Raw genomic sequence first — 18175 nt, forward strand, 5'->3', positions numbered from 1 at the left:
CCAGAAAGGAACGAAATGCTTAAAAAATCAGCATCTATAACGGCCAGGTGATTCTGAATTACGACCGTGCCTACCCGAAAGATCGTGCGACTCTTCTGAAAAGCCGTACTTTTGAAAAGTTCATCACTTATTTTGTTCGCATCACAGAAGAAACGAACCCGGCGGTTTACCTCTATCTGACTCAGGATGGTACGCTTACTCCTAAAAAGCGGCCCAGGAGCTGATTGAGTTCTTCCGTCTGCTCGTTGTTTTCGATTACGAAGAACTTTCCGATAATCCTCTCGAAAGAGACCGTCATCAGCTGCTGGATGTTATCGAAGAGATTTACCACAGCTGGCGTTCCCTGCAGCGTTTTGGATTCATGAACTCCAACAATATGCCGGACTTCGGAATCAACACGCTCGTTCGCCGCGACTCCAACCTGAATGACCTGATTCTGCGTACGTACCGTCTGTATCAGGAAAAGATCGCCGGACGTCCAAATCTGGTATATCGCCAGGTTCAGGCCGGTACCAATGCCTGCTTCTCCATTCATGAAGTACGCAATTCCTTCTCCGAAGACTATCTCCCGCTGCATAAGATCCCGATGATCGATACCGTAATGCTCCGTACTCCGATGATTCTTCATCCAACGAGTTCCAAGCGTACTGGCATGTTCACAGAAACCGATGTCAACCCGCTCGATATGCTGTATATCAATACGGAAGAATGGTTCTGCCTCCCGATCAAAGTCGGAAAACTGCTCTGCTTTGTTTACTTCAACTGCAAATACATCGCGCTCGCCCTTTCCATGGTCAACCTGTTTGAGCTGGCTACTGTGGAAGAGTCCGAAACCAAACCGGATCTGATCATGATTTACGGAAACGAAGACGGACTGAACGAGACCAAGTACTACCACGATACCGACAACGATATCTGGATCGGCCGTATTTCCGACCATCCGCGTATGGAATACTTCGGCTACCTCAAGAAAATGGCACTGACGCTGCACAACCTCGCTATGATGGAACGCGGCTGGCTGCCAATTCACGGTGCCATGGTCAACGTTGTTCTCAAGGACGGCCGTTCCAAAGGCATCATCCTGATGGGCGACTCCGGTGCAGGCAAGTCCGAATCCATTGAAGCCCTCAAGAGCGTCGGACGCGATCTGATCAAGGACGTTCAGGTTGTCTTCGATGATATGGGAACTATTCATATGGAAGACGGCGTTCCATACGGTCAGGGTACAGAAACCGGTGCCTTCATTCGTCTGGACGACCTCGATCCAGGTACGCCGTATAAAGATATGGACCGCTCCATCTTCTTTGCTCCGGAAAACCCGAACGCCCGCATGGTCGTACCGGCAAGCTCCTATTCTTTCATTACGAAAAACCATCCGATCGACCTGTACTGCTATGCCAACAACTACACCGACAAGTGCGGTATGGATGAACTCCCTGCAGACGAGTTCAAGGCCACCTGCAAAGCCGGAACCCGTATGGCTCTGGGCACAACCCAGGAAAAGGGTCTGTCCAAAACGTACTTCGCCAACCCGTTTGGTCCAATGCAGCGTCAGGAAGTCTGCGATCCGCTGATCGACGATACCGTTAAGGCGCTCGAAGGCAACGGCGTATTCCTCGGTCAGGTTTACACCCACCTGGGCTTTGACAAGACCAACCGTGCCGGCATCGAAGATGCAGCCAAGGAACTGCTCGACTTCATCCTCGATCAGGCTGCTGAAACAGAAGCAGCTGAAGATGTCGATGTGCAGGAGGCTGCAGCGGCTGAAGACGCCGAATAAATCCCGATCGGTCTGAACTGGATTCCTGAATCCTCAGACTGACTTCGTTTTAAGCATTGAGGCATTCGAAAAGACAGCTTCGGCTGTCTTTTTGATGTCTGCAGGGAAAACTGATGCTTCTTGACAGGGAAGAGGGTAAGGATTATTTTCCGTACATACCCAAGGAAGCCATGTATTTCCAGCCTTTTTCGCAGAACGGTCTGGATGGATCCGGTTGAACGCCCCATAAAAGCATTCAAATCGCATCCAATTGAAAAAGAAGTCTTTAAAGAACGGTTTTTCTGGTTATTCTGAAAGGACGAGCACGCAGGATTGTTATCCAGCCCGATTTGTCTTCGGATCCGTTCCGCATGAACAGCACGGTTCCGGGCAAGCCGAAAATCAAACCAAAAGAAAGGGATGGATTTTTGATCCATCCAGAAAGTGGAGAAATGAAAAGTGAAAGAATACCCAATGCCGGCCGTACCGGATCCGGAGCGTGAACATACGATTCATCAGCACATCATTCAGCCCGATCAGGCCGCTGTACGAAAAGCGTTTGCGACGACGTATGTATGGATGATTCTCGGACTGCTCGTCAGTGCGGCTGTAGCCTTTATTTTCGCTCAGCCTGAACTTTACCCGATCGTCGATAATCCCTTTGTTCTTCTGGCCCTGTTTCTGGCCGAGCTCGTTGTCGTAGTCCTCTTTACGCGAAAGCTGAATACGGCCACGATTGGAACTTTGCGCGGCATGTTTCTGCTGTATTCCGTTTTAACCGGAGCAACCCTGGCTACACTCGCCACGGTATGGAATGGATCGACAATTTTGCGGCTTTTCTGGTCAGTGCCATTTATTTTGGCTGTCTGAGCCTGATGGGCTTCTTTTCCAAAATTCGTCTTGATAAGATCGGTCCGATCTGTCTGGTCGGTCTGGTGGCTCTGATCATCTGTGAAGTCATTATGTTGATTTTCCGCTTTTCAGCAGCCACGCAGCTCTTTTCCGCGATCGGTCTGATTCTGTTTACCGGAATTACCGCCTGGGATGTTTATCGTATGAACAAAACGATGCAGGCGGTCTGTGCATCGCAGGAATGGCTCGACCGGCTTGGCATTTCCTTTGCGCTCGAACTCTATCTGGATTTCATCAACATTTTCCTGCGCGTTCTGGCGCTGATCTGCAACGGTTCTTCGTCTTCACGCAAATAGCGGCAGGCCATCCTTTCCAGAGAAATCTTTTGTGACAGGCAGGTTTTCCGATTCCTGTCGTCCTTAAGCCATGCGCTTTTACTTTTGGCGGATGATTTTAACAAAACAGCCATTCGCCTGTACTCACGATCCAGATTTCCAAATGAAAAAGACGCCGGCATTCTGGCGTCTGATCCCCATGTCCAGCAAGGCATGGGGTATTTTTCGTTATTTGAACGGATCCAGAAGTGCGCAAATCGAATTGCATTGCCAGGAAATTGGACCCGCATCCGAATGCGGCGCTGCTGGTCTGGAAAGTGGAGAAGATCATTGTTCTGGCTGGCTTTTGTTCGGAGAGACCAGATTCCAGATGCCGAGTAAAAGAATGAGAATACAGGCAGCCTGTGAACAGGGAGAAATGGATTTCACTGTGGCTTGTAAGAGCAGAAGCCCGATTCCGGTAAGAAAATGCAGCCATTTAAAAACGCGGATCCATTTCCTAAGGCTATCAGCACGCCTGCGTATTACAGGAGAGAGCTGACGAATTGCGAATGTTGCGATGAAGAAAAAATGGATACAGCCATCATATAGTTCTTCCAGACTGCATAGGATAAAGCAAGTACGAACCAGACAACGATAAGAAGTATGAACTCAAGGGGATTGAATTCTCTCGCATTTTTCCTCATAAACATACCGATTGCCCTCGCTTTTTCTGTGGAAAATATCGAAACTGTCCGATTTTCCAGTTATCGATCCGGACCGTGTCTTTGATGCGGAAAAACGCTTCATTCCCTGCATGTCAGCAGCGGACAGGGATAACACGAAATTCAGTACAGGTACTGCATCTGCTGTTCCTGTATCTTCTTGCACCGGAGCTCTAAGGGAACGGTTAAGTCTATTGTATTTGCACATCTGAAACATCGAACGCTGAATATTGAAATGAACAATTGGATGTCTAAAAAGTATATACAAGTATATACAATATGAGATTCTTTCGACTTTAACGGCGCTGAAAGAAAGCCTGTGGCTCGGAACAGTCCAAAGGCCAAAACGGCTGGCTCATTCTTCCGGTACCTTTCAGGCTGTTGAAAAGAAAAGCGCTCCCATTGAAAAAGGTTTCGCTAAAGGTACATGTTCGCAATCTACGCAATGAAATCCATGAAAATATCCATAGAATAAGGATTCGAATCGCGCTAACTTTAAAAGTCGCAGATTCTTGAAGAGCCTTTTCCTGGTTACACGTTTTTCCCGAGGGAAAACGCCGAAGGAAAATAAATGGCTCACCGGATCTGGAAGCAGCCGTTCAATCCGGCTGTCTGGTTTGGAGGTTTTCATGAATGGTGAACTTACGTGCGGGCCGCTGAAAAAGCCCTGATTTTTTCGCGCTTCCGCTGTTTCTTTCGCAGCTGTTTCAGACGCTGTATAACACGGCCGATACGGTCATTATCGGCTATACGCTGGGCAGTACATCGCTGGCCGCGGTCGGTTCGGTTGCTGCGCTGTTTGAATTGATTGTCGGGTTCTGTACCGGATTCAGTCAGGGCCTTGCCATTATTGGGGCACAGAAATTCGGAGCCGGCGATCTGAAGGGATTTCGTCGAGCTCTCGCTCTGTCGATTGTGCTCTCGATCCTGGTTTCCATGACGATTTCGATCCTCTTTCTGTTTGGGATGGAGTCTGTCCTTCGTCTTTTACAGACGCCGCCTGAACTGTTTGATCAGGCCAGAAAGTACATTTCGGTAATCACTTTGGGACTGATCATCACGATGCTTTACAACCTGGCGGCTGCCTTTTGGCGGGCGGCAGGGGATTCGAAAACACCGTTAGTCATTTTGCTGATTTCCTCGGTCATCAATATCGCGCTCGATTTCCAGTTTATCGTCCAGTTTCATATGGGTGTCGCCGGTACAGCCTGGGCTACGCTTTGCGCCCAGCTGATTTCGCTCATTCTCTGCGTGATCTGGGTGATCTGGAAAAAGCCGGATCTGTCTGTGCATTTTTCGGATTTCCGCTTCCGCTCGTCCATGCTTTCCAATCTGCTGAAAATGGGCTTTTCCATGGCGCTCATGTCTTCGATTGTCTCCTGCGGTACGCTCATTTTGCAGACGGGAATCAACCCGATGGGTACGCAGATCATTGCCGGTCATACGGCCGCCCGAAAGCTGATTTCGATTCTGAACCTGCCGGTTTCCTCTCTCATGATGGCTCTGTCCTCGTTTGCCGCGCAAAATGTCGGTGCCGGCGAGTACGAACGGGCGGAACAGGGAATCGCGTTTTCCAATCGACTCGGTCTGTACTACGGAATTACGCTTACCGTTCTGATCTTTCTGAGCTCCAGAACCCTGGTTCAGGCGATCAGCGGCAGTACGGATCCGGCCGTTCTCGATATTGGCAGCCTGTATCTCAATACCAATATTCCGTTTTTCTTCATTCTTGCGATCCTGCTCAATTTGCGCACTTCGCTTCAAAGCATGTCCATGACGCTGATTCCGATTCTTTCTTCGGTCATCGAACTGGCGGGGAAAATGCTCTTCACCTTCCTGGTCGTTCCGTTTACGGGCTACTACGGAATCTGCGCGGTGGAACCGTTTGTCTGGACGGTCATGGCTTTGTTTCTGAGCTATTTCTATTTACGAAACAGACTGTTCAAATCGCATGGCATTACGGCTCATATTTATCGATAAATCCAAAATCTGTCCGGCGCGTTCAGCCGGTCAGACCAAACCGGAGGGGCTTTTGACCCCGGTATAATAAAGCTGATCTCTGACCGATCAGCTTTTCTTTCGCTTTCAAAAACAATTCGAGACAAAACGGAACGAAAGCGATCAGGCAGAGTGTCCTGTATGATGGAACAGGTTCAATAAAAAGAAATTAGAAAAGGACTTTTTAAAAGGAGCTATTATGAAAATACTCAAATCATTTGTTTTAAGTTTTGCATGCCTGTGCATGGGCCTTGGCTTTGCGGGCTGCACGTCCTCGAATAACAGCGGCAGCGCTTCGGATTCGCAGAGCGTTTCCTATGCGGATGCGCAGGAAGTAATGGAAGCTGCGTGGAATGCGCAGGAAGAAGAAACCAAGCCGTCCGTCTTTGGCGGCTATGGCGAAGAGGTAACGGAAGGCATGCCGATGGCCATTTCTCTGGATGAACCGGACAGTCTGGCAGTCGCCTTCAACGTTCCGGCCACTTTGGTTGAACAGTCGCAAGACGCTTCGGCGATGATGAATTCCATGATGGCCAACGCCTTCACTGCATCCTGCTGGCAGCTGAAAAAGAAGCTTCCATGGAAGAGCTGCGTGATCAGGTGCAGACCACGTTGCTCGATACGCAGTGGATGTGTACGTTCCCGGAAGAATACGCGATTGTGACGAAGGGACAGTTCCTTGTGGTCGTCTACGGCTACACCGATCAGGTCGATCCGTTTGTTCAGGCGCTTCGCTCCGTTTTGCCGGATGCGATGATCACCAAAGCCAATTTTGAGTAATCCGGATTTTTGCAGTGCAATTTTCGAAAGAAGCGTAACGATTCCAGAACAGGAATAGAAAGCCTGCACTTGCTGAAAAGGAAAGAGATGTACCGACCGTCTGGGCCCTGGCTTGAACGGCCGGCTTTCGTATACAAACCTTGCGGGCGGATCAAAGGATCGAGCTGAAGGCTTCGATTCGGATCCCCTCACTAACAGATCGCATGGACTGGATTTCTGCAGCAGAGTTTGCAGGATCCAATTCGTCCGTCAGGAAAGGAGAGCGGCATGCTGTTCAGTTCAATTTTGTTTCTTGTCTGGTTTTTGCCGCTGACCTTTCTGGTCTATTTTTGCGTGCCTAAGGCTTTCCGCAATTTTGTTCTGCTTGCGGCAAGCCTTATTTTTACGGCTGGTCTTCTCCCTGGTGGCTGCTTTTAATTGGAGCGGACTGTCTGATCGGCTATGCGTGCGGCCGGTTTATGGAAAACGGGTCTCCATCCGTTCGCCGGGCGGCTTTGATTGTCGGAATTGTTCTTTCCGGAGCGCTTCTGTTCTGGTTTAAGTACGCGATGTTCTTTTCCCGGCAGCTTTCCGCGCTGACTGGTCTGGATCTGGTCTTAAAGGGAATCGCGCTGCCGGCTGGAATCAGTTTTTATACCTTCCAGGTGATTTCCTATCTGGCGGATGTCTACACCCATAAAGCCCCCGCCCAGCATTCCTTTTGCGCTTTGCATTATACGTCTGCATGTTCTTTCAGCTGATTGCCGGTCCGATCGTTCGCTACAGCCAGATCGAAGGCGAGCTGGAAACTCGAAGAATAGATGCAAAAAACAGTCGGATGGGGCCCGGCGCTTTGTCTGCGGCCTTTCGAAAAAGTGCTGATCGCCAATCCGCTCTCAGCACTCAATCAGTTTATTGTCACACAGGCCGAACCAGCCATCGCCTTGTTCTGGCTGAACGCGTTCGCTGTCTCGCTGCTGATTTATTACGATTTTTCCGGCTACAGCGACATGGCGATCGGTCTGGGGGCCATGATGGGGTTTCATCTGCCTGAAAACTTTCGCTATCCGTTTCAGGCCGGTACCATTTCTGAATTCTGGCGCCGCTGGCATATGTCTCTGACGGCCTGGTTTCGCGATTATGTGTACATTCCGCTGGGCGGAATCCGAAAGGGAAGGGCAGACAGTTTTTCAATTTGTTTGTCGTCTGGATGTTTACCGGTCTCTGGCACGGAGCGGCCTGGAACTTCATTTTGTGGGGACTGTTTTTCTGGGTGTGGATCAGTCTGGAAAAGTTCCTGCTGCCCGAATCCGTATTGCACACCTGGTCTTACGGGCTGCTTTGCCGCTTGGGAATTCTGATTTCGTTTTTGCTCTTTTATGCGCCGACGCTTTTTGATTTTGCTTCGCAGATCCAGGCGATGTTTGGCGCTGGCGGCCTTCCAGTATGGACCGCGCAGACCGGCTATGTTTTTCAAAACGCGTGTTTACTGATGGCGGCGGCGCTGATCGGTGCCACGTCTTTGCCGCATCGGCTTTTTGTAAAGTACCAGCCGTACCGTATCGTGCAGATTCTCTGCTGGTGTGCGGTCGCTTTCGGACTGATCTTCTGTCTGGCTTCGCTTTCTGCCGGCACATGGAATCCGTTCCTGTATTTTCAGTTCTAGAATTTTCCATTTCAGAATTTTCTGTTGGGAAAGGGAAGATGGCATGCGACATTCCATCTGGATCTGGGTTATGAGAAGGGTGCGCCAGCTGCTCACTGAAAAACAGGATGGAGATGGATTGTCGTCCGCAAAACGGTTCTGGCGGACGGTTTGTTTCATATTGTGTTTTTATAGGGCTGTAATTAGTCCGGGAAAGGAGAGCTGTCTATGAAGTTTTCGAGAAATGAAAAATCGAATCCAGAGAAAAATCGGAAACGGTCGGTTCATCCCGGCATGCCGATTGTGCTTGGCATTCTTTCCTTTTTCTGTATCGCTTCACTGATCGGTGATACTGGCTTTGCGCAGACGTACTCGCCGACGGAACGGCGAAAACTTGCTTCCTTGCCAAAAATGGATGTTGAGAACGTTCTGGATGGCAGCGGGGGCAATGCGCTCGAACGTTATACAACCGATCACGTGTTTGGACGGGAAGAACTGCTGCGAGTGAACGCTTGGATGGCCAGCGGTCTTTACGGATCGAAAGAGCAGAACGGCCTGATTGCCAAAGAGGGAAAGATTCTTTCCGTTCAGCGAAAAATCGATAAAAAATCGCTGGATCATGCCAGAGATGTTTTCTCTTCGATTTACGAAACCGATCTGAAAGATACTCAGTGCGCTCTGTACGATTCGATCGTTCCGGACAAGTCATACTTTTTGAAAACAGGGAGTATCTGAATATGGACTACGAAGCGTACCTGGCCCAGGCACAGTCCGTGTTCTCTTTCGCCAGCGAGATCCCGATCGCTTCAACGCTTTCTCTGGACGATTACTACGCCACCGACCCGCACTGGAGACAGGAAGCCATTCTGGAACAGGCCAGAACGATCGCTACGGCTATGGGCGTAAAACTGGCGGAGGATTTTACAGAAGAGACCATTCGTGAAAATTTCACCGCGCAGCAGGGCCTCCAGAGTGTATGGCCGCACAAGGGGATACGCTGAAGGTTTTAAAGTCGCCTTCGATGAGCGGCTGGACAATCTGGCGCTATGGTGAAAAAGGAAAGCGGCAGGGGACTTTGTACGATCGGACAAAAGCAGAAGGCGAAGATCCGTATTCCGTATTTCTTTCCGGATCGGCGGGAATGATCGAGATTGAAAATCCGGATGGCCCGAAGGATCGGCAGCTGGTTCTGTTTGCGGATTCGTACGGCAGCTCCATGGCACCGCTGCTGGCTACCGGCTACAGTCGGACGACAATTATCGATTTGCGCAACCTGCCCTCGTTCCGTCTGAAGTCTATGATCGATTTTTCCAGACAGGATGTGCTGTTTCTGTATTCCACGTCCGTTCTGAACGCTTCCTACAATCTGAAATAAGGACCGATCCGATTCTGAAAGGTTCGAACACTGACTTTGCCTCAGACAAAAGAAAACGGATCGCTGCTGGAGGCTGACTGTAAAGCGATCCGTAAAGAGGCAAGAATACAAAAGACCTTCCTGATTCAGGAAGGCCGATTTGTTGTATATGAAATGGTGGGGGCACTGCGACATAAACTGAACCGTTCTGGCTGGCTCGTCGGAGAGTCTGTATGAAATTCGGATATAGCCGCCATTTCCATCATTTTCATCGTCGAACACTTCAACCCGTTCAACAAACGCATCGAGAAGAACTTTCTGGAAGTCGACTGGTTCAAGAGCACCGCGCATTTTCTCAAGATAGTAGACAACTTTTTCGTAAGAAATAGCGTAGCTGCTCGCCTCGATCTGAGACAGATAGTTTTGAAGATTTGCTTTTTCCTCTTCTGCTTCTTTCAGCCTGGAGACAATCGCATCAGACATTAACCCATTCGCGATTGCATCGACCAGATTGTTAATCTTTCTGTCAGACTCCTGAATCTGCTTTTTAGCGTGCTCAGTTGCCGCATGAATATCTGACTTTTCGTATTCACTGACCACGAATCGAGCAATTTTATCAATGTACTCATCAGTCAGCATGCTGACTGCATCGTTGATAACCAGTTCTTCCAGCAGCTCTTTTCTCTCGTTTTTCTTATCGCAGTTATGAAGCTGTTTCTTACCATTGCATGAATAGTAGCGGTAGACCTTACCTCTGCGGCTTGTTCCGCTGTCTGGAGTCATTGCATAGCCGCAATGACCGCAGAACACTTTTCCTTTCAGTAAAAACTCAGGTGCATCTTTCTTTGGACGTTTTCTCATAGTGGATTGATTCATCTTCAGTTTCTCCTGTACTGCCTGCCATGTCTCCATATCAACGATCGGTTCAATCGCATCCGGATCGAAGATCTCTTTGTGTTCATAGATACCGCAGTACTTCTTGTTTTTCAGGATCCGGCTTACGGATCCGGCCCTGAACGGCTTACCGCCGATGTTGCGAATTCCGCGATTATTGAGCTTAGTGGCGATTTCCCGTAAAGTCATTCCTCTCAGATAATCGGAATACATCTCCTCGATGATGTGACGCGTGTCTGGATCGGGAACGTATTTCTTGTTTTCAATCTTAATCCCCAGAGGAACCGCACCGCCTAGACACTGTCGTTTACGGGCTGATTCATCCATGCCGCGCTGTACTTTCTGAGACAGCTCGCGGCTGTAATACTCGGCCATTCCTTCGAGCAGAGATTCCATGATGATGGATTCAGGGTTATCTGAAATAGCTTCAGTGGCAGACAGTACCCTGATACCGTGCTTTTTCAGCTTGGCTTTGTAGTTTGCAAAATCGTATCGATCACGGGCGAACCGATCCAGCTTGTAGACGATAACCGCCTGAAAAGATTCCCGATCAGCGTCAGCAACCATCTGCAGAAAGTTCTTCCGCTTCTGGGTGTCATGACTGGCGCTGGCGGCTCGATCTACATACTCATCTACAATGAGAATGCCGTTCCGCTCTGCAAAAGCCTGACAGACAGTTCTCTGTCCCTCGATGCTTTGCTCAGTCTGGTTGTTCGATGAATATCGAAGATACAGGACTGCGTTCATTTTGGTTGATATAATAATCACGCCTTTCATTAGGTAGCTCACCGTCGTCACGTGCAATAGCGCTGGTGAGCTTTTTCTACACTCTATATTATATGTAAATTTTTGTTACATTCTACTGTTTGATTCTATGCGCTAAGTGTTACAATACGCATATGAAAGATAATGATGCTCAAAAATTGCGCGAGAAATTAGTCATCAAAGTAATAATGTGTTTAAAAGATTTATCAGTTGAGCAGCTGAAAAAGGTTATTGAATATATTGATTGGTTTCGAGTTCAAAACTACGCAAAGAAAAGGAGGAAGCTTAGGCTTCCTCTTTTCTTTACAAGGCCTTGTAAAAACTTTTGATCACTTGTCTTTCCTCAGCTGGCAGTTCCATGAAGTCTCTGATGATTTTCATGTCCATTTGATCAAGATGGTATGTCGCAGCTAAGTTCTCAAGCATGTGTTCGGGTAGGGTTGTGAACATTTCACCTTCACCTGTCTCTAGCCAGCTAAGAGAAACACCGAATCGCTGGCATATGGCAGAAAGCATTTTTTCGGTGGAGTTCTTAATCCGCTTTCCCATGTATAGAGCGTCTGGCGAGTGATTGCAAGTTCATCAGCAAGCTGATCTTGTGTTAACCCTAGCTCTTTTCTAAGAGCTTTAATGCGTTCGTTCATTATTCCCTCCTTTCGCATATATTATACGCTCTCTGATTTTGAATGTAAAAAATCTTACATCTACATGCATTACGTTCTTGCATGTAAGAAAAATTATGGTTAATATGTAATAGCAACATACATAGGAGGAAACAGATGACAGCTAAAGAAGTAAAAGCGGCGATGACCGATGCTGTTGAGATGGCTAAGAAAATCGAGACACTTCCGGCTGATCTAAAAACCACTCTTGATGGTGTAATCACCGGAATGAAGCTGGCCCAGACAGTAAGAAGTCCTGACACAAAAAAGGAGAAGAGAAATGACAGCACTAGAGCTCTTCGCAAAGAACATTCTTCCGGAAATCAAGAAGTTCTACGAAGATCCGAAGAACCAGGCTGAATTCGAGGCTTGGAAAGCAAAGAGAGATGCTGAGAAAGGAGAAAGCAAATGACAACAAACGGCTACCGCTGGATCTGGACCAGCAAAGATCACATCCTCGCGCACAATCCAGCTGCTCCTGATCCATGGGTCCTCTGGTCGAGAGACCGGGATGGAGATCCATGTAACGGAATCTACGGACAGACAGTCGAGGAAGCTGGTCTCTTCGAAATCAAAGAAACCGCAATCCATCACAACGACGGACACGTCAGCATCAACAAGACAACGAAGGTCACTGGCAAGGGCCAGCAGTACTTCATTAACCGACTTGTAGGAGACACTCATGCGACGCAGAACTGACAGAACAAAAGCACTGACCAGAGCCGCCCACTTCCTCGGCGTGGTTTTCGCCCTGTCAGCGCTGGCCATGGCCGGCCTGATCGACGGCGAAAGAATCAACGGCGAACCATGCAGCATCTGGCTTTTCATGGCGGTATTCGCGATCGGATCCGCAAGCTACCTCGGATCCATGGCGCTCAGCGACATGGTGGAAAGGGGATGAGTCGATGTCTACATATCGAATCCAGGTCACGTGGCTGGACACTGGAGAATGCTTTCCGTCCATCGCGAAGGCCGCAAGGCATATGCCGGTGAGCAGCGCATCGCTGAATAGAGCCTATCGCGGCGGTAAGAGCGAAGCATGCGGGCTGAGAGTTGCCTTCGAGGTTATCCAAGATGTGCGGGGCAACTTTCGACCAGTCAAAAATTTGACGACAGGAGAAACTTTCCCGTCACGTAGAGCCGCCGCTAAAGCCTGTGGTGGAAGTACCTCCGGGCTTTTCTACGCACTGAAGGAACAGCGCAGATACCGCGGACAGTGGTGGAGATACGCATCAAAAAGCCCTTCTGACGGCAATCAGAAGGACCAATGCCGCTCGGCAAAGCGGCTTACATATAAAAATCAATCCAATTATAACAGGAGGAATAGCAATGAGAACAATTCTCAGGACAGCCGAATGCGCTGTCTCAGGTCTGGACTACGCTCAGGACCGAATCGAGGATCTGATCAAAGAAACGGATCGCGGCGATCTCAGCGTCGAAGAAGCCGGATGTCAGCTGTCGGTTATCCTCGATCATGTCGCCACGAATCAGGATTTCGCGAGAGAAGTCGCGGAGCGTATCCAGAAAATGACCGCCCGTCTCGGGCATATTGCGGAGTCTGTTGATCGGCTTTGCAGTGAACTGGAAGGCACGGATACCCTGATTGATGACGAAAACATTGAGGAGCTTATTCTGGACCCTCTGTGCTGGGTGAAGGAAAAGATTAACCAGTGCCGCTGGGAACTCGGCGTGAAAGGACTTGAATGATGGCGGAGTTCATTGGAATCGTTGAACACGTCGCCACACTGGGGATACCTACCAGACGCGGCTATACCAAGCAGCTTAACTGGACGACCGTGAGAGATTACGAGTCGACCCAGCTTGATCTGCGCACCTGGGATGACCAGAACCGACCGCTTAAAGGAATCCGACTGACGGACAGGGAAGCCGAAGACCTCTATGAAGCCCTCAAAGGAATTTACGAAAGAAAGGAGAAGAGCGATGAATAACGAACTGCATGAAGCCTTGTGCTTTCTGATTGGGCAGATGCGTGAAAACAAAGAAGAGATTTCCCATCTGCTGGATGTGGCACAAAGCCAGCTGAAGAACCTGGATAGCCCTGATTTTTATGAACCGCCAGAGCTGGTAAAGTTCATCTCCTGTGACACGGAAGATCTGAAAAATCTGGCAAACGACCTGCTGAGTTTGGCTGTTCTGGCGAATCTTGTCGCCGATCAGATGAAGAAAGAAGAGGAGAAGGCACATGGACCTGAAAATTGTGATCAGCGCTGATGACAGCGCACTTGAGTTCTCCAGAAATCTTGGAAAGCTCATCGGCCAGTATATTAGCCAGGCTGATATTGAAGCCGGCCTCGCCGGGAAGGTAATCACGGCAACGATCGAGCCGGGCACGATGCCGTGGGAAGACAAAGTTGAAAAGGGCCTGCAGTACGCGGATCAGGCTCAGGCGGCTGGTGAAGCCGTCGCCAAAGCGGCGATCGAGAAGCATGAACAGGAAATCAAGGCCGCCGCAACAGAACAGGCGACAGCGATTACACTGGATGAGCTTCGCGACCTGGCCAGAAAGGTCAGTGATCGGGCCGGATCCAGCACGCCGGTCCGCACCTGCTTCCAGAGTGTCGGAGTGGCCAACCTCAAGAACGAGAAAGGCGTCCCGGTCGAAAAGCGGGAGCTGCTTAAAAGGCACTCGAGGACTGCTTACATGCCTGATAAGCACGCCCTGCTTTCTGCGTCAGGCTCCAGCCGGTGGCTGCACTGTCCGCCATCGGCTCTGCTTGCCGCGGAGTTTAAGGAAAAACCGAGTCCATACGCCGGCGAGGGAACAAAAGCCCATGCCATGGCTGAGAAGAAACTCCGCACCTGGCTGGCGACGGGAAAGCGTCCAGACATGGACGAGGGCGACAAGGCGATGGATGAGTACACGTCGGCCTACGCCGACTACTGCATCGAGGTTTTTAACAGTACCAAGGCCAAAGCCCCCGACGCTGAAATGGAGATCGAAGTCATGTTGTCCTACTCGGACTATGTTTCGGGCGGCTTTGGCTCCGGCGACTGTGTCATCACATCCGGCGACGTTGCCCACGTCCTGGACCTCAAATACGGCAAGGGCGTGAAGGTCGAAGCCGAAGGCAACAGCCAGCTCCGCTTGTACGGTCTCGGTTTGATACAGAGATATTACTGGCTCAAAGGATTTGAATCCATCGAGATGCACATCATTCAGCCGAGGCTTGATCACATTGCAACGGCTCGCATGAGCCGTGCCGATCTGGAGGCATGGGCGGAAAACGAAGTCCGCCCGATCGCCAATCTGGCATCAACCGGACAGGGCAATTTCAAGGCGGGCGAGTGGTGCCGCTTCTGCAACGCGAAAGGCGCCTGCAAGGCAAGAGCCGAGATTGCAGCCAAAGAGCTTGCGGGATATGAGCAGTGCCAGCCGGAAAGCCTCGATCCGAAAACACTGGCCGAGATCCTCGGCAAGGCCGACGCATGGGCTTCATGGATTGAGGATGTCAAGAAGTACGCGCTTGATGAAGCGCTGCACGGAGCGGTGGTACCTGGATGGAAGCTGGTGGCCGGAACCGCAAGAAGGACCATCACCGACCCTAAAAAGCTTGCCGCCGTTCTGGAAAGCGGAGGCTATACGGACATCTGGAAGCCGGTACAAATGAAGCCGCTGACCGACCTTGAAAAGATGGTCGGCAAAAGACCTTTGGAGAGCTGGCCAAAGGTCTGATCCACAAACCAGCCGGAAAGCCGACGCTGGTACCCGCATCAGACAAAAGAAAAGAGCTGTCGTCCGTAGAAGACGACTTCAAAGGAGTGAACGAAGATGAGTAACACAAAAGTCCGCACAGGCAAAAAACACGTTGGAGCTATGCCAACATCCTCGAGCCCAAGAGCATCAACGGCTCGGAACCGAAATACTCGGTCAGCCTGATCATCCCGAAGGCCGACACCAAAACAGTCGATGCGATTCAGAAAGCCATCAGGGCGGCCTATGACGAAGGACTGTCCAAGCTGAAGGGAAACGGCAAGTCGGCTCCGGCGTTTGAAACACTGAAAAAACCGCTCAGGGACGGAGACCTCGAACGGCCGGGCGATGAGGCATACGCAAACAGCTACTTCATCAACGCGAACTCGGCAAGAAGACCGCAGGTCGTTGACCGCAACCTTGAGCCAATCGCAGATCCGGATGAAGCCTATTCCGGCTGCTACGGACCGGTGACCGTGAATTTCTACGCCTTCAACACGAGCGGAAACAAAGGCATCGCCGCTGGCCTTGGGAACCTTCTGAAATGGGCCGACGGCGAAAGACTGGACGGCTCGTCCACGGCGACGACTGATTTCGCAGATCTGGAAGACGACGACGAAGACGACCTTGGCTTCTAGGTGCCGATATGCAGGAACTGCATATCGATCTTGAAACGTATTCATCGGTAGACATCAAGCTGGGTGTCTACCGATATTCGAAAAGCGAGGATTTCGAAATCCTGCTTTTCGCTTACTCGACAGATGGCGATCCGGTGAGGGTCGTCGATCTGTCATCCGGTGAGGCAGTGCCCGACGAAATCGTCGAGGCACTGGCCGATCCGGCAGTAACGAAGATTGCCCACAACGCGGCTTTCGAAAGGGTCTGTCTCTCTCGATGGCTTGGCGTTGATGGCTTCTTACCGCCCGAACAGTGGAAGTGCACGATGGTTTGGGCGCTGTCCTGCGGACTGCCCGCCACTTTGAAAATGGTTGGAAAGGCGCTAGGGATTGAAAAACAGAAGTTCGAAACCGGCACGCAGGGCATCCAGCATTTCTGCAAGCCTTACAGGGGAAAGCGAAAATACCCGAACGAAGACCCCGAAAGATGGGCCGAGTTTAAGAGGTACAACGTACGCGACGTGGAAGCCGAGATGGAAATACATAGCCGGCTGAAAAAGATCGCAACCCCTCCGCCGAGGGAATGGCAGCTTTACTGGCTTGACCAGCACATCAACGACCGGGGAATTGGCGTAGATATGGAGCTGGTTGAAGCGGTGCAGCGCATGAGAGCCGAAGAAACTGAACGTCTGCTTGCTGATGCTGAAAAGATCGCACCAGGCCTAAACATCAAGTCGAACCCGCAGATGCGCGAATGGCTTGCCGGCAAGGGTGTCGAGATGGACAGTCTGGCAAAAGACGTTGTCGGCGACTGGATCAACAGCGCGCCAGACTGCGAGGCGAAGCAACTGCTCATCGTCCGAGCCGGAGCGGCTAAAACTAGTCTTAAAAAATACGACGTACTACAGGAAGCGCAGGTGGATGGCCGGATCCGCGGATTGTTTCAGTTTAACGGAGCGGGCCGGACGGGCCGATGGTCGGGAAGGATGTTCCAGCCGCAGAACATCCCCGCCCGACTTATGAGGATCATGAAAATCTCCGGCCTTTAGTCAAAGCCGGAGATCTGGAATCCGTAAAGGCGGCGGGATTTGATGACAGCATGGAGGCTTTTTCCTCAGTGCTGCGTACTGCGCTGGTGCCTGCAAAAGGCAAATGCTTCTGCGTGGCTGACTACTCGGCGATCGAGTGCCGTGTTGTCGCATGGCTGGCAGATCAGGACTGGGTTCTCCAGGCTTTCGCCGATCGCAAAGATATCTACTGCGAAACTGCATCCAAGATGTTCGGCGTTCCCGTCGTCAAGCATGGCGAAAACGGCCATCTTCGCAGTAAAGGAAAGGTCGCAACCCTCGCCTGCGGATACGGCGGAGGCGTTAGGGCGATGCTCAAGATAGGCGGCGCCCGCATGGGCCTGACTAAGGAAGAAATGCAGGAGGCGGTCGACCGATGGAGAGAAGCGAACCCGCGAATCAAAGGCTTATGGGCCCGCTATGAAAACGCCGCCCGCTCCGCCATCCAGAAGCCCGGCACTGTGAGTCTCCCTCACGGCGTCAGTTTTACAAGACACGGCTCCTGTCTTTATGTCGGTCTGCCGTCTGGCCGGTCGCTGATCTACCAGAGCGCGCGACTGGATAAAGGAAAGATCGTCTTTGATGGCCTCGGAAAGTCGAAGCAGTGGCAGCCAATAGAGACGTGGGGCGGCACCCTCGTCGAGAACGTCACGCAGGCCGTGGCCCGTGATTGTCTGGCCGCCGCCTTGCTCCGGCTTGAAGAAGCCGGCCTGCCTGTTGTCGGGCACATTCATGACGAGGTCATCGTTGAGTGCGACCGACCGGAACAGCTGGAAGACGTAGAGCGGCTGATGGGAAAAAGCCTTCCATGGGCGCCCGGCCTTGAGCTGAGGGCCGAGGGCTTCTCCGGCAGTTACTACCGAAAAGACTGAAAGCAACAAGGGGGAGAAGAAATGGAAAATTTCACAATATCGGTCTGCTCGCGGGCTTCTCAGAAAAGATATCGGGAGCAGACCTGCGCATGGCCGGAATTTGTTGACAGTCTGCGGCAGCCTTACCGATCACGGGAGACCGTCAAGGAATACAGGCGGATGAGTAAAAGGACAGGTTTG

Annotated in this window: 20 protein-coding genes and 4 pseudogenes; 21 read left to right on the forward strand and 3 right to left on the reverse strand. The window is 50.8% G+C overall.

Annotated elements, in window-relative coordinates:
- Nucleotides 1-181: 181 nt before the first annotated feature.
- The gene (locus KWG61_RS08365; protein WP_242743433.1) at nt 182-331 is read right to left on the reverse strand and encodes a hypothetical protein; all 150 of its coding nucleotides are present in this window, start codon (nt 329-331) and stop codon (nt 182-184) included.
- A 30-nt stretch (nt 332-361) separates the two neighbouring features.
- Here KWG61_RS08365 and KWG61_RS08370 point away from each other — a divergent pair, with 30 nt between their 5' ends.
- The 10 genes and pseudogenes from KWG61_RS08370 to KWG61_RS08410 all read left to right on the forward strand — a co-directional run bounded on the left by KWG61_RS08370 (nt 362) and on the right by KWG61_RS08410 (nt 9053).
- Complete coding sequence (locus KWG61_RS08370) at nt 362-1780, forward strand: hypothetical protein (RefSeq protein WP_242743434.1); 1419 nt, start codon at nt 362-364, stop codon at nt 1778-1780.
- A 558-nt stretch (nt 1781-2338) separates the two neighbouring features.
- Nucleotides 2339-2967, forward strand: a pseudogene (locus KWG61_RS08375) (Bax inhibitor-1/YccA family protein).
- 70 nt (nt 2968-3037) lie between these two features.
- Complete coding sequence (locus KWG61_RS08380) at nt 3038-3487, forward strand: hypothetical protein (RefSeq protein ID WP_242743435.1); 450 nt, start codon at nt 3038-3040, stop codon at nt 3485-3487.
- A gap of 850 nt (nt 3488-4337) precedes the next feature.
- The gene (locus KWG61_RS08385) at nt 4338-5630 is read left to right on the forward strand and encodes an MATE family efflux transporter (RefSeq protein ID WP_256460854.1); all 1293 of its coding nucleotides are present in this window, start codon (nt 4338-4340) and stop codon (nt 5628-5630) included.
- Between the two features lie 217 nt (nt 5631-5847).
- Nucleotides 5848-6312 carry a hypothetical protein gene (locus KWG61_RS08390; RefSeq protein ID WP_242743436.1) on the forward strand — a complete coding sequence of 155 codons (465 nt, stop codon included), beginning with the start codon at nt 5848-5850 and terminating at the stop codon, nt 6310-6312.
- A 574-nt stretch (nt 6313-6886) separates the two neighbouring features.
- Nucleotides 6887-7168 (forward strand): hypothetical protein, encoded by a 282-nt coding sequence (locus KWG61_RS08395; protein WP_242743437.1) that lies wholly within the window; start codon nt 6887-6889, stop codon nt 7166-7168.
- Nucleotides 7169-7228: 60 nt separating this feature from the next.
- Nucleotides 7229-7579: pseudogene (locus tag KWG61_RS17365) on the forward strand (MBOAT family O-acyltransferase); the annotation flags it as partial.
- A 23-nt stretch (nt 7580-7602) separates the two neighbouring features.
- The gene (locus tag KWG61_RS08400; RefSeq protein WP_242743438.1) at nt 7603-8073 is read left to right on the forward strand and encodes a hypothetical protein; all 471 of its coding nucleotides are present in this window, start codon (nt 7603-7605) and stop codon (nt 8071-8073) included.
- A 207-nt stretch (nt 8074-8280) separates the two neighbouring features.
- The gene (locus KWG61_RS08405) at nt 8281-8787 is read left to right on the forward strand and encodes a hypothetical protein (protein WP_242743439.1); all 507 of its coding nucleotides are present in this window, start codon (nt 8281-8283) and stop codon (nt 8785-8787) included.
- 2 nt (nt 8788-8789) lie between these two features.
- A complete protein-coding gene (locus KWG61_RS08410) occupies nt 8790-9053 on the forward strand; it encodes a hypothetical protein (RefSeq protein ID WP_242743440.1) in 264 nt (87 codons plus the stop codon).
- Between the two features lie 5 nt (nt 9054-9058).
- Here KWG61_RS08410 and KWG61_RS08415 read toward each other — a convergent pair whose 3' ends face one another.
- Nucleotides 9059-11077, reverse strand: a complete 2019-nt coding sequence (locus KWG61_RS08415; RefSeq protein WP_367614168.1) for a recombinase family protein — start codon at nt 11075-11077, stop codon at nt 9059-9061.
- 122 nt (nt 11078-11199) lie between these two features.
- On the opposite strand from KWG61_RS08415, the gene KWG61_RS08420 reads away from it, so the two are divergent.
- On the forward strand, nt 11200-11394 hold the full coding sequence (locus KWG61_RS08420) for a hypothetical protein (RefSeq protein ID WP_242743442.1): 195 nt from the start codon (nt 11200-11202) through the stop codon (nt 11392-11394).
- A 138-nt stretch (nt 11395-11532) separates the two neighbouring features.
- Here KWG61_RS08420 and KWG61_RS08425 read toward each other — a convergent pair whose 3' ends face one another.
- Complete coding sequence (locus tag KWG61_RS08425; protein WP_242743443.1) at nt 11533-11709, reverse strand: helix-turn-helix transcriptional regulator; 177 nt, start codon at nt 11707-11709, stop codon at nt 11533-11535.
- Nucleotides 11710-11844: 135 nt separating this feature from the next.
- On the opposite strand from KWG61_RS08425, the gene KWG61_RS08430 reads away from it, so the two are divergent.
- From KWG61_RS08430 to KWG61_RS08475, 10 genes and pseudogenes are all read left to right on the forward strand, one after another.
- On the forward strand, nt 11845-12087 hold the full coding sequence (locus KWG61_RS08430) for a hypothetical protein (RefSeq protein ID WP_242743444.1): 243 nt from the start codon (nt 11845-11847) through the stop codon (nt 12085-12087).
- Between the two features lie 48 nt (nt 12088-12135).
- On the forward strand, nt 12136-12426 hold the full coding sequence (locus KWG61_RS08435; protein ID WP_230268069.1) for a phage antirepressor KilAC domain-containing protein: 291 nt from the start codon (nt 12136-12138) through the stop codon (nt 12424-12426).
- Nucleotides 12410-12628, forward strand: coding sequence for a hypothetical protein (locus KWG61_RS08440; protein ID WP_230268070.1), 219 nt, complete (start codon nt 12410-12412; stop codon nt 12626-12628). Before KWG61_RS08435 ends, KWG61_RS08440 begins: the two co-directional genes overlap by 17 nt.
- A 428-nt stretch (nt 12629-13056) precedes the next feature.
- Nucleotides 13057-13434, forward strand: coding sequence for a hypothetical protein (locus KWG61_RS08445; protein ID WP_230268071.1), 378 nt, complete (start codon nt 13057-13059; stop codon nt 13432-13434).
- The gene (locus KWG61_RS08450) at nt 13434-13676 is read left to right on the forward strand and encodes a hypothetical protein (RefSeq protein WP_242743445.1); all 243 of its coding nucleotides are present in this window, start codon (nt 13434-13436) and stop codon (nt 13674-13676) included. Before KWG61_RS08445 ends, KWG61_RS08450 begins: the two co-directional genes overlap by 1 nt.
- Nucleotides 13669-13959, forward strand: a complete 291-nt coding sequence (locus KWG61_RS08455; RefSeq protein ID WP_230268073.1) for a hypothetical protein — start codon at nt 13669-13671, stop codon at nt 13957-13959. The genes KWG61_RS08450 and KWG61_RS08455 overlap by 8 nt, the downstream gene beginning before the upstream one ends.
- A gap of 430 nt (nt 13960-14389) precedes the next feature.
- A pseudogene (locus KWG61_RS08460) lies at nt 14390-15525 on the forward strand (DUF2800 domain-containing protein).
- Nucleotides 15518-16077: pseudogene (locus tag KWG61_RS08465) on the forward strand (DUF2815 family protein). Before KWG61_RS08460 ends, KWG61_RS08465 begins: the two co-directional pseudogenes overlap by 8 nt.
- An 8-nt stretch (nt 16078-16085) precedes the next feature.
- Nucleotides 16086-17105, forward strand: a complete 1020-nt coding sequence (locus tag KWG61_RS08470; protein WP_242743447.1) for a hypothetical protein — start codon at nt 16086-16088, stop codon at nt 17103-17105.
- Nucleotides 17030-17995, forward strand: coding sequence for a DNA polymerase (locus KWG61_RS08475; protein WP_242743448.1), 966 nt, complete (start codon nt 17030-17032; stop codon nt 17993-17995). The genes KWG61_RS08470 and KWG61_RS08475 overlap by 76 nt, the downstream gene beginning before the upstream one ends.
- The last annotated feature ends 180 nt before the right edge of the window (nt 17996-18175 follow it).

Source organism: Allobaculum sp. Allo2, assembly GCF_022701175.1.
GTDB classification, from domain to species: domain Bacteria; phylum Bacillota_I; class Bacilli_A; order Erysipelotrichales; family Erysipelotrichaceae; genus Allobaculum; species Allobaculum fili.

Bases quoted from the DNA above. Each gene is read 5' to 3' on its own strand.
- KWG61_RS08370 (WP_242743434.1), top strand. From the start codon at position 362: ATGAACTCCAACAATATGCCGGACTTCGGAATCAACACGCTCGTTCGC.
- KWG61_RS08380 (WP_242743435.1), top strand. From the start codon at position 3,038: ATGCGCTTTTACTTTTGGCGGATGATTTTAACAAAACAGCCATTCGCC.
- KWG61_RS08390 (WP_242743436.1), top strand. From the start codon at position 5,848: ATGAAAATACTCAAATCATTTGTTTTAAGTTTTGCATGCCTGTGCATG.
- KWG61_RS08395 (WP_242743437.1), top strand. From the start codon at position 6,887: ATGGAAAACGGGTCTCCATCCGTTCGCCGGGCGGCTTTGATTGTCGGA.
- KWG61_RS08405 (WP_242743439.1), top strand. From the start codon at position 8,281: ATGAAGTTTTCGAGAAATGAAAAATCGAATCCAGAGAAAAATCGGAAA.
- KWG61_RS08410 (WP_242743440.1), top strand. From the start codon at position 8,790: ATGGACTACGAAGCGTACCTGGCCCAGGCACAGTCCGTGTTCTCTTTC.
- KWG61_RS08415 (WP_367614168.1), bottom strand. From the start codon at position 11,077: ATGAAAGGCGTGATTATTATATCAACCAAAATGAACGCAGTCCTGTAT.
- KWG61_RS08420 (WP_242743442.1), top strand. From the start codon at position 11,200: ATGAAAGATAATGATGCTCAAAAATTGCGCGAGAAATTAGTCATCAAA.
- KWG61_RS08425 (WP_242743443.1), bottom strand. From the start codon at position 11,709: ATGAACGAACGCATTAAAGCTCTTAGAAAAGAGCTAGGGTTAACACAA.
- KWG61_RS08430 (WP_242743444.1), top strand. From the start codon at position 11,845: ATGACAGCTAAAGAAGTAAAAGCGGCGATGACCGATGCTGTTGAGATG.
- KWG61_RS08435 (WP_230268069.1), top strand. From the start codon at position 12,136: ATGACAACAAACGGCTACCGCTGGATCTGGACCAGCAAAGATCACATC.
- KWG61_RS08440 (WP_230268070.1), top strand. From the start codon at position 12,410: ATGCGACGCAGAACTGACAGAACAAAAGCACTGACCAGAGCCGCCCAC.
- KWG61_RS08445 (WP_230268071.1), top strand. From the start codon at position 13,057: ATGAGAACAATTCTCAGGACAGCCGAATGCGCTGTCTCAGGTCTGGAC.
- KWG61_RS08450 (WP_242743445.1), top strand. From the start codon at position 13,434: ATGGCGGAGTTCATTGGAATCGTTGAACACGTCGCCACACTGGGGATA.
- KWG61_RS08455 (WP_230268073.1), top strand. From the start codon at position 13,669: ATGAATAACGAACTGCATGAAGCCTTGTGCTTTCTGATTGGGCAGATG.
- KWG61_RS08470 (WP_242743447.1), top strand. From the start codon at position 16,086: ATGCAGGAACTGCATATCGATCTTGAAACGTATTCATCGGTAGACATC.
- KWG61_RS08475 (WP_242743448.1), top strand. From the start codon at position 17,030: ATGGTCGGGAAGGATGTTCCAGCCGCAGAACATCCCCGCCCGACTTAT.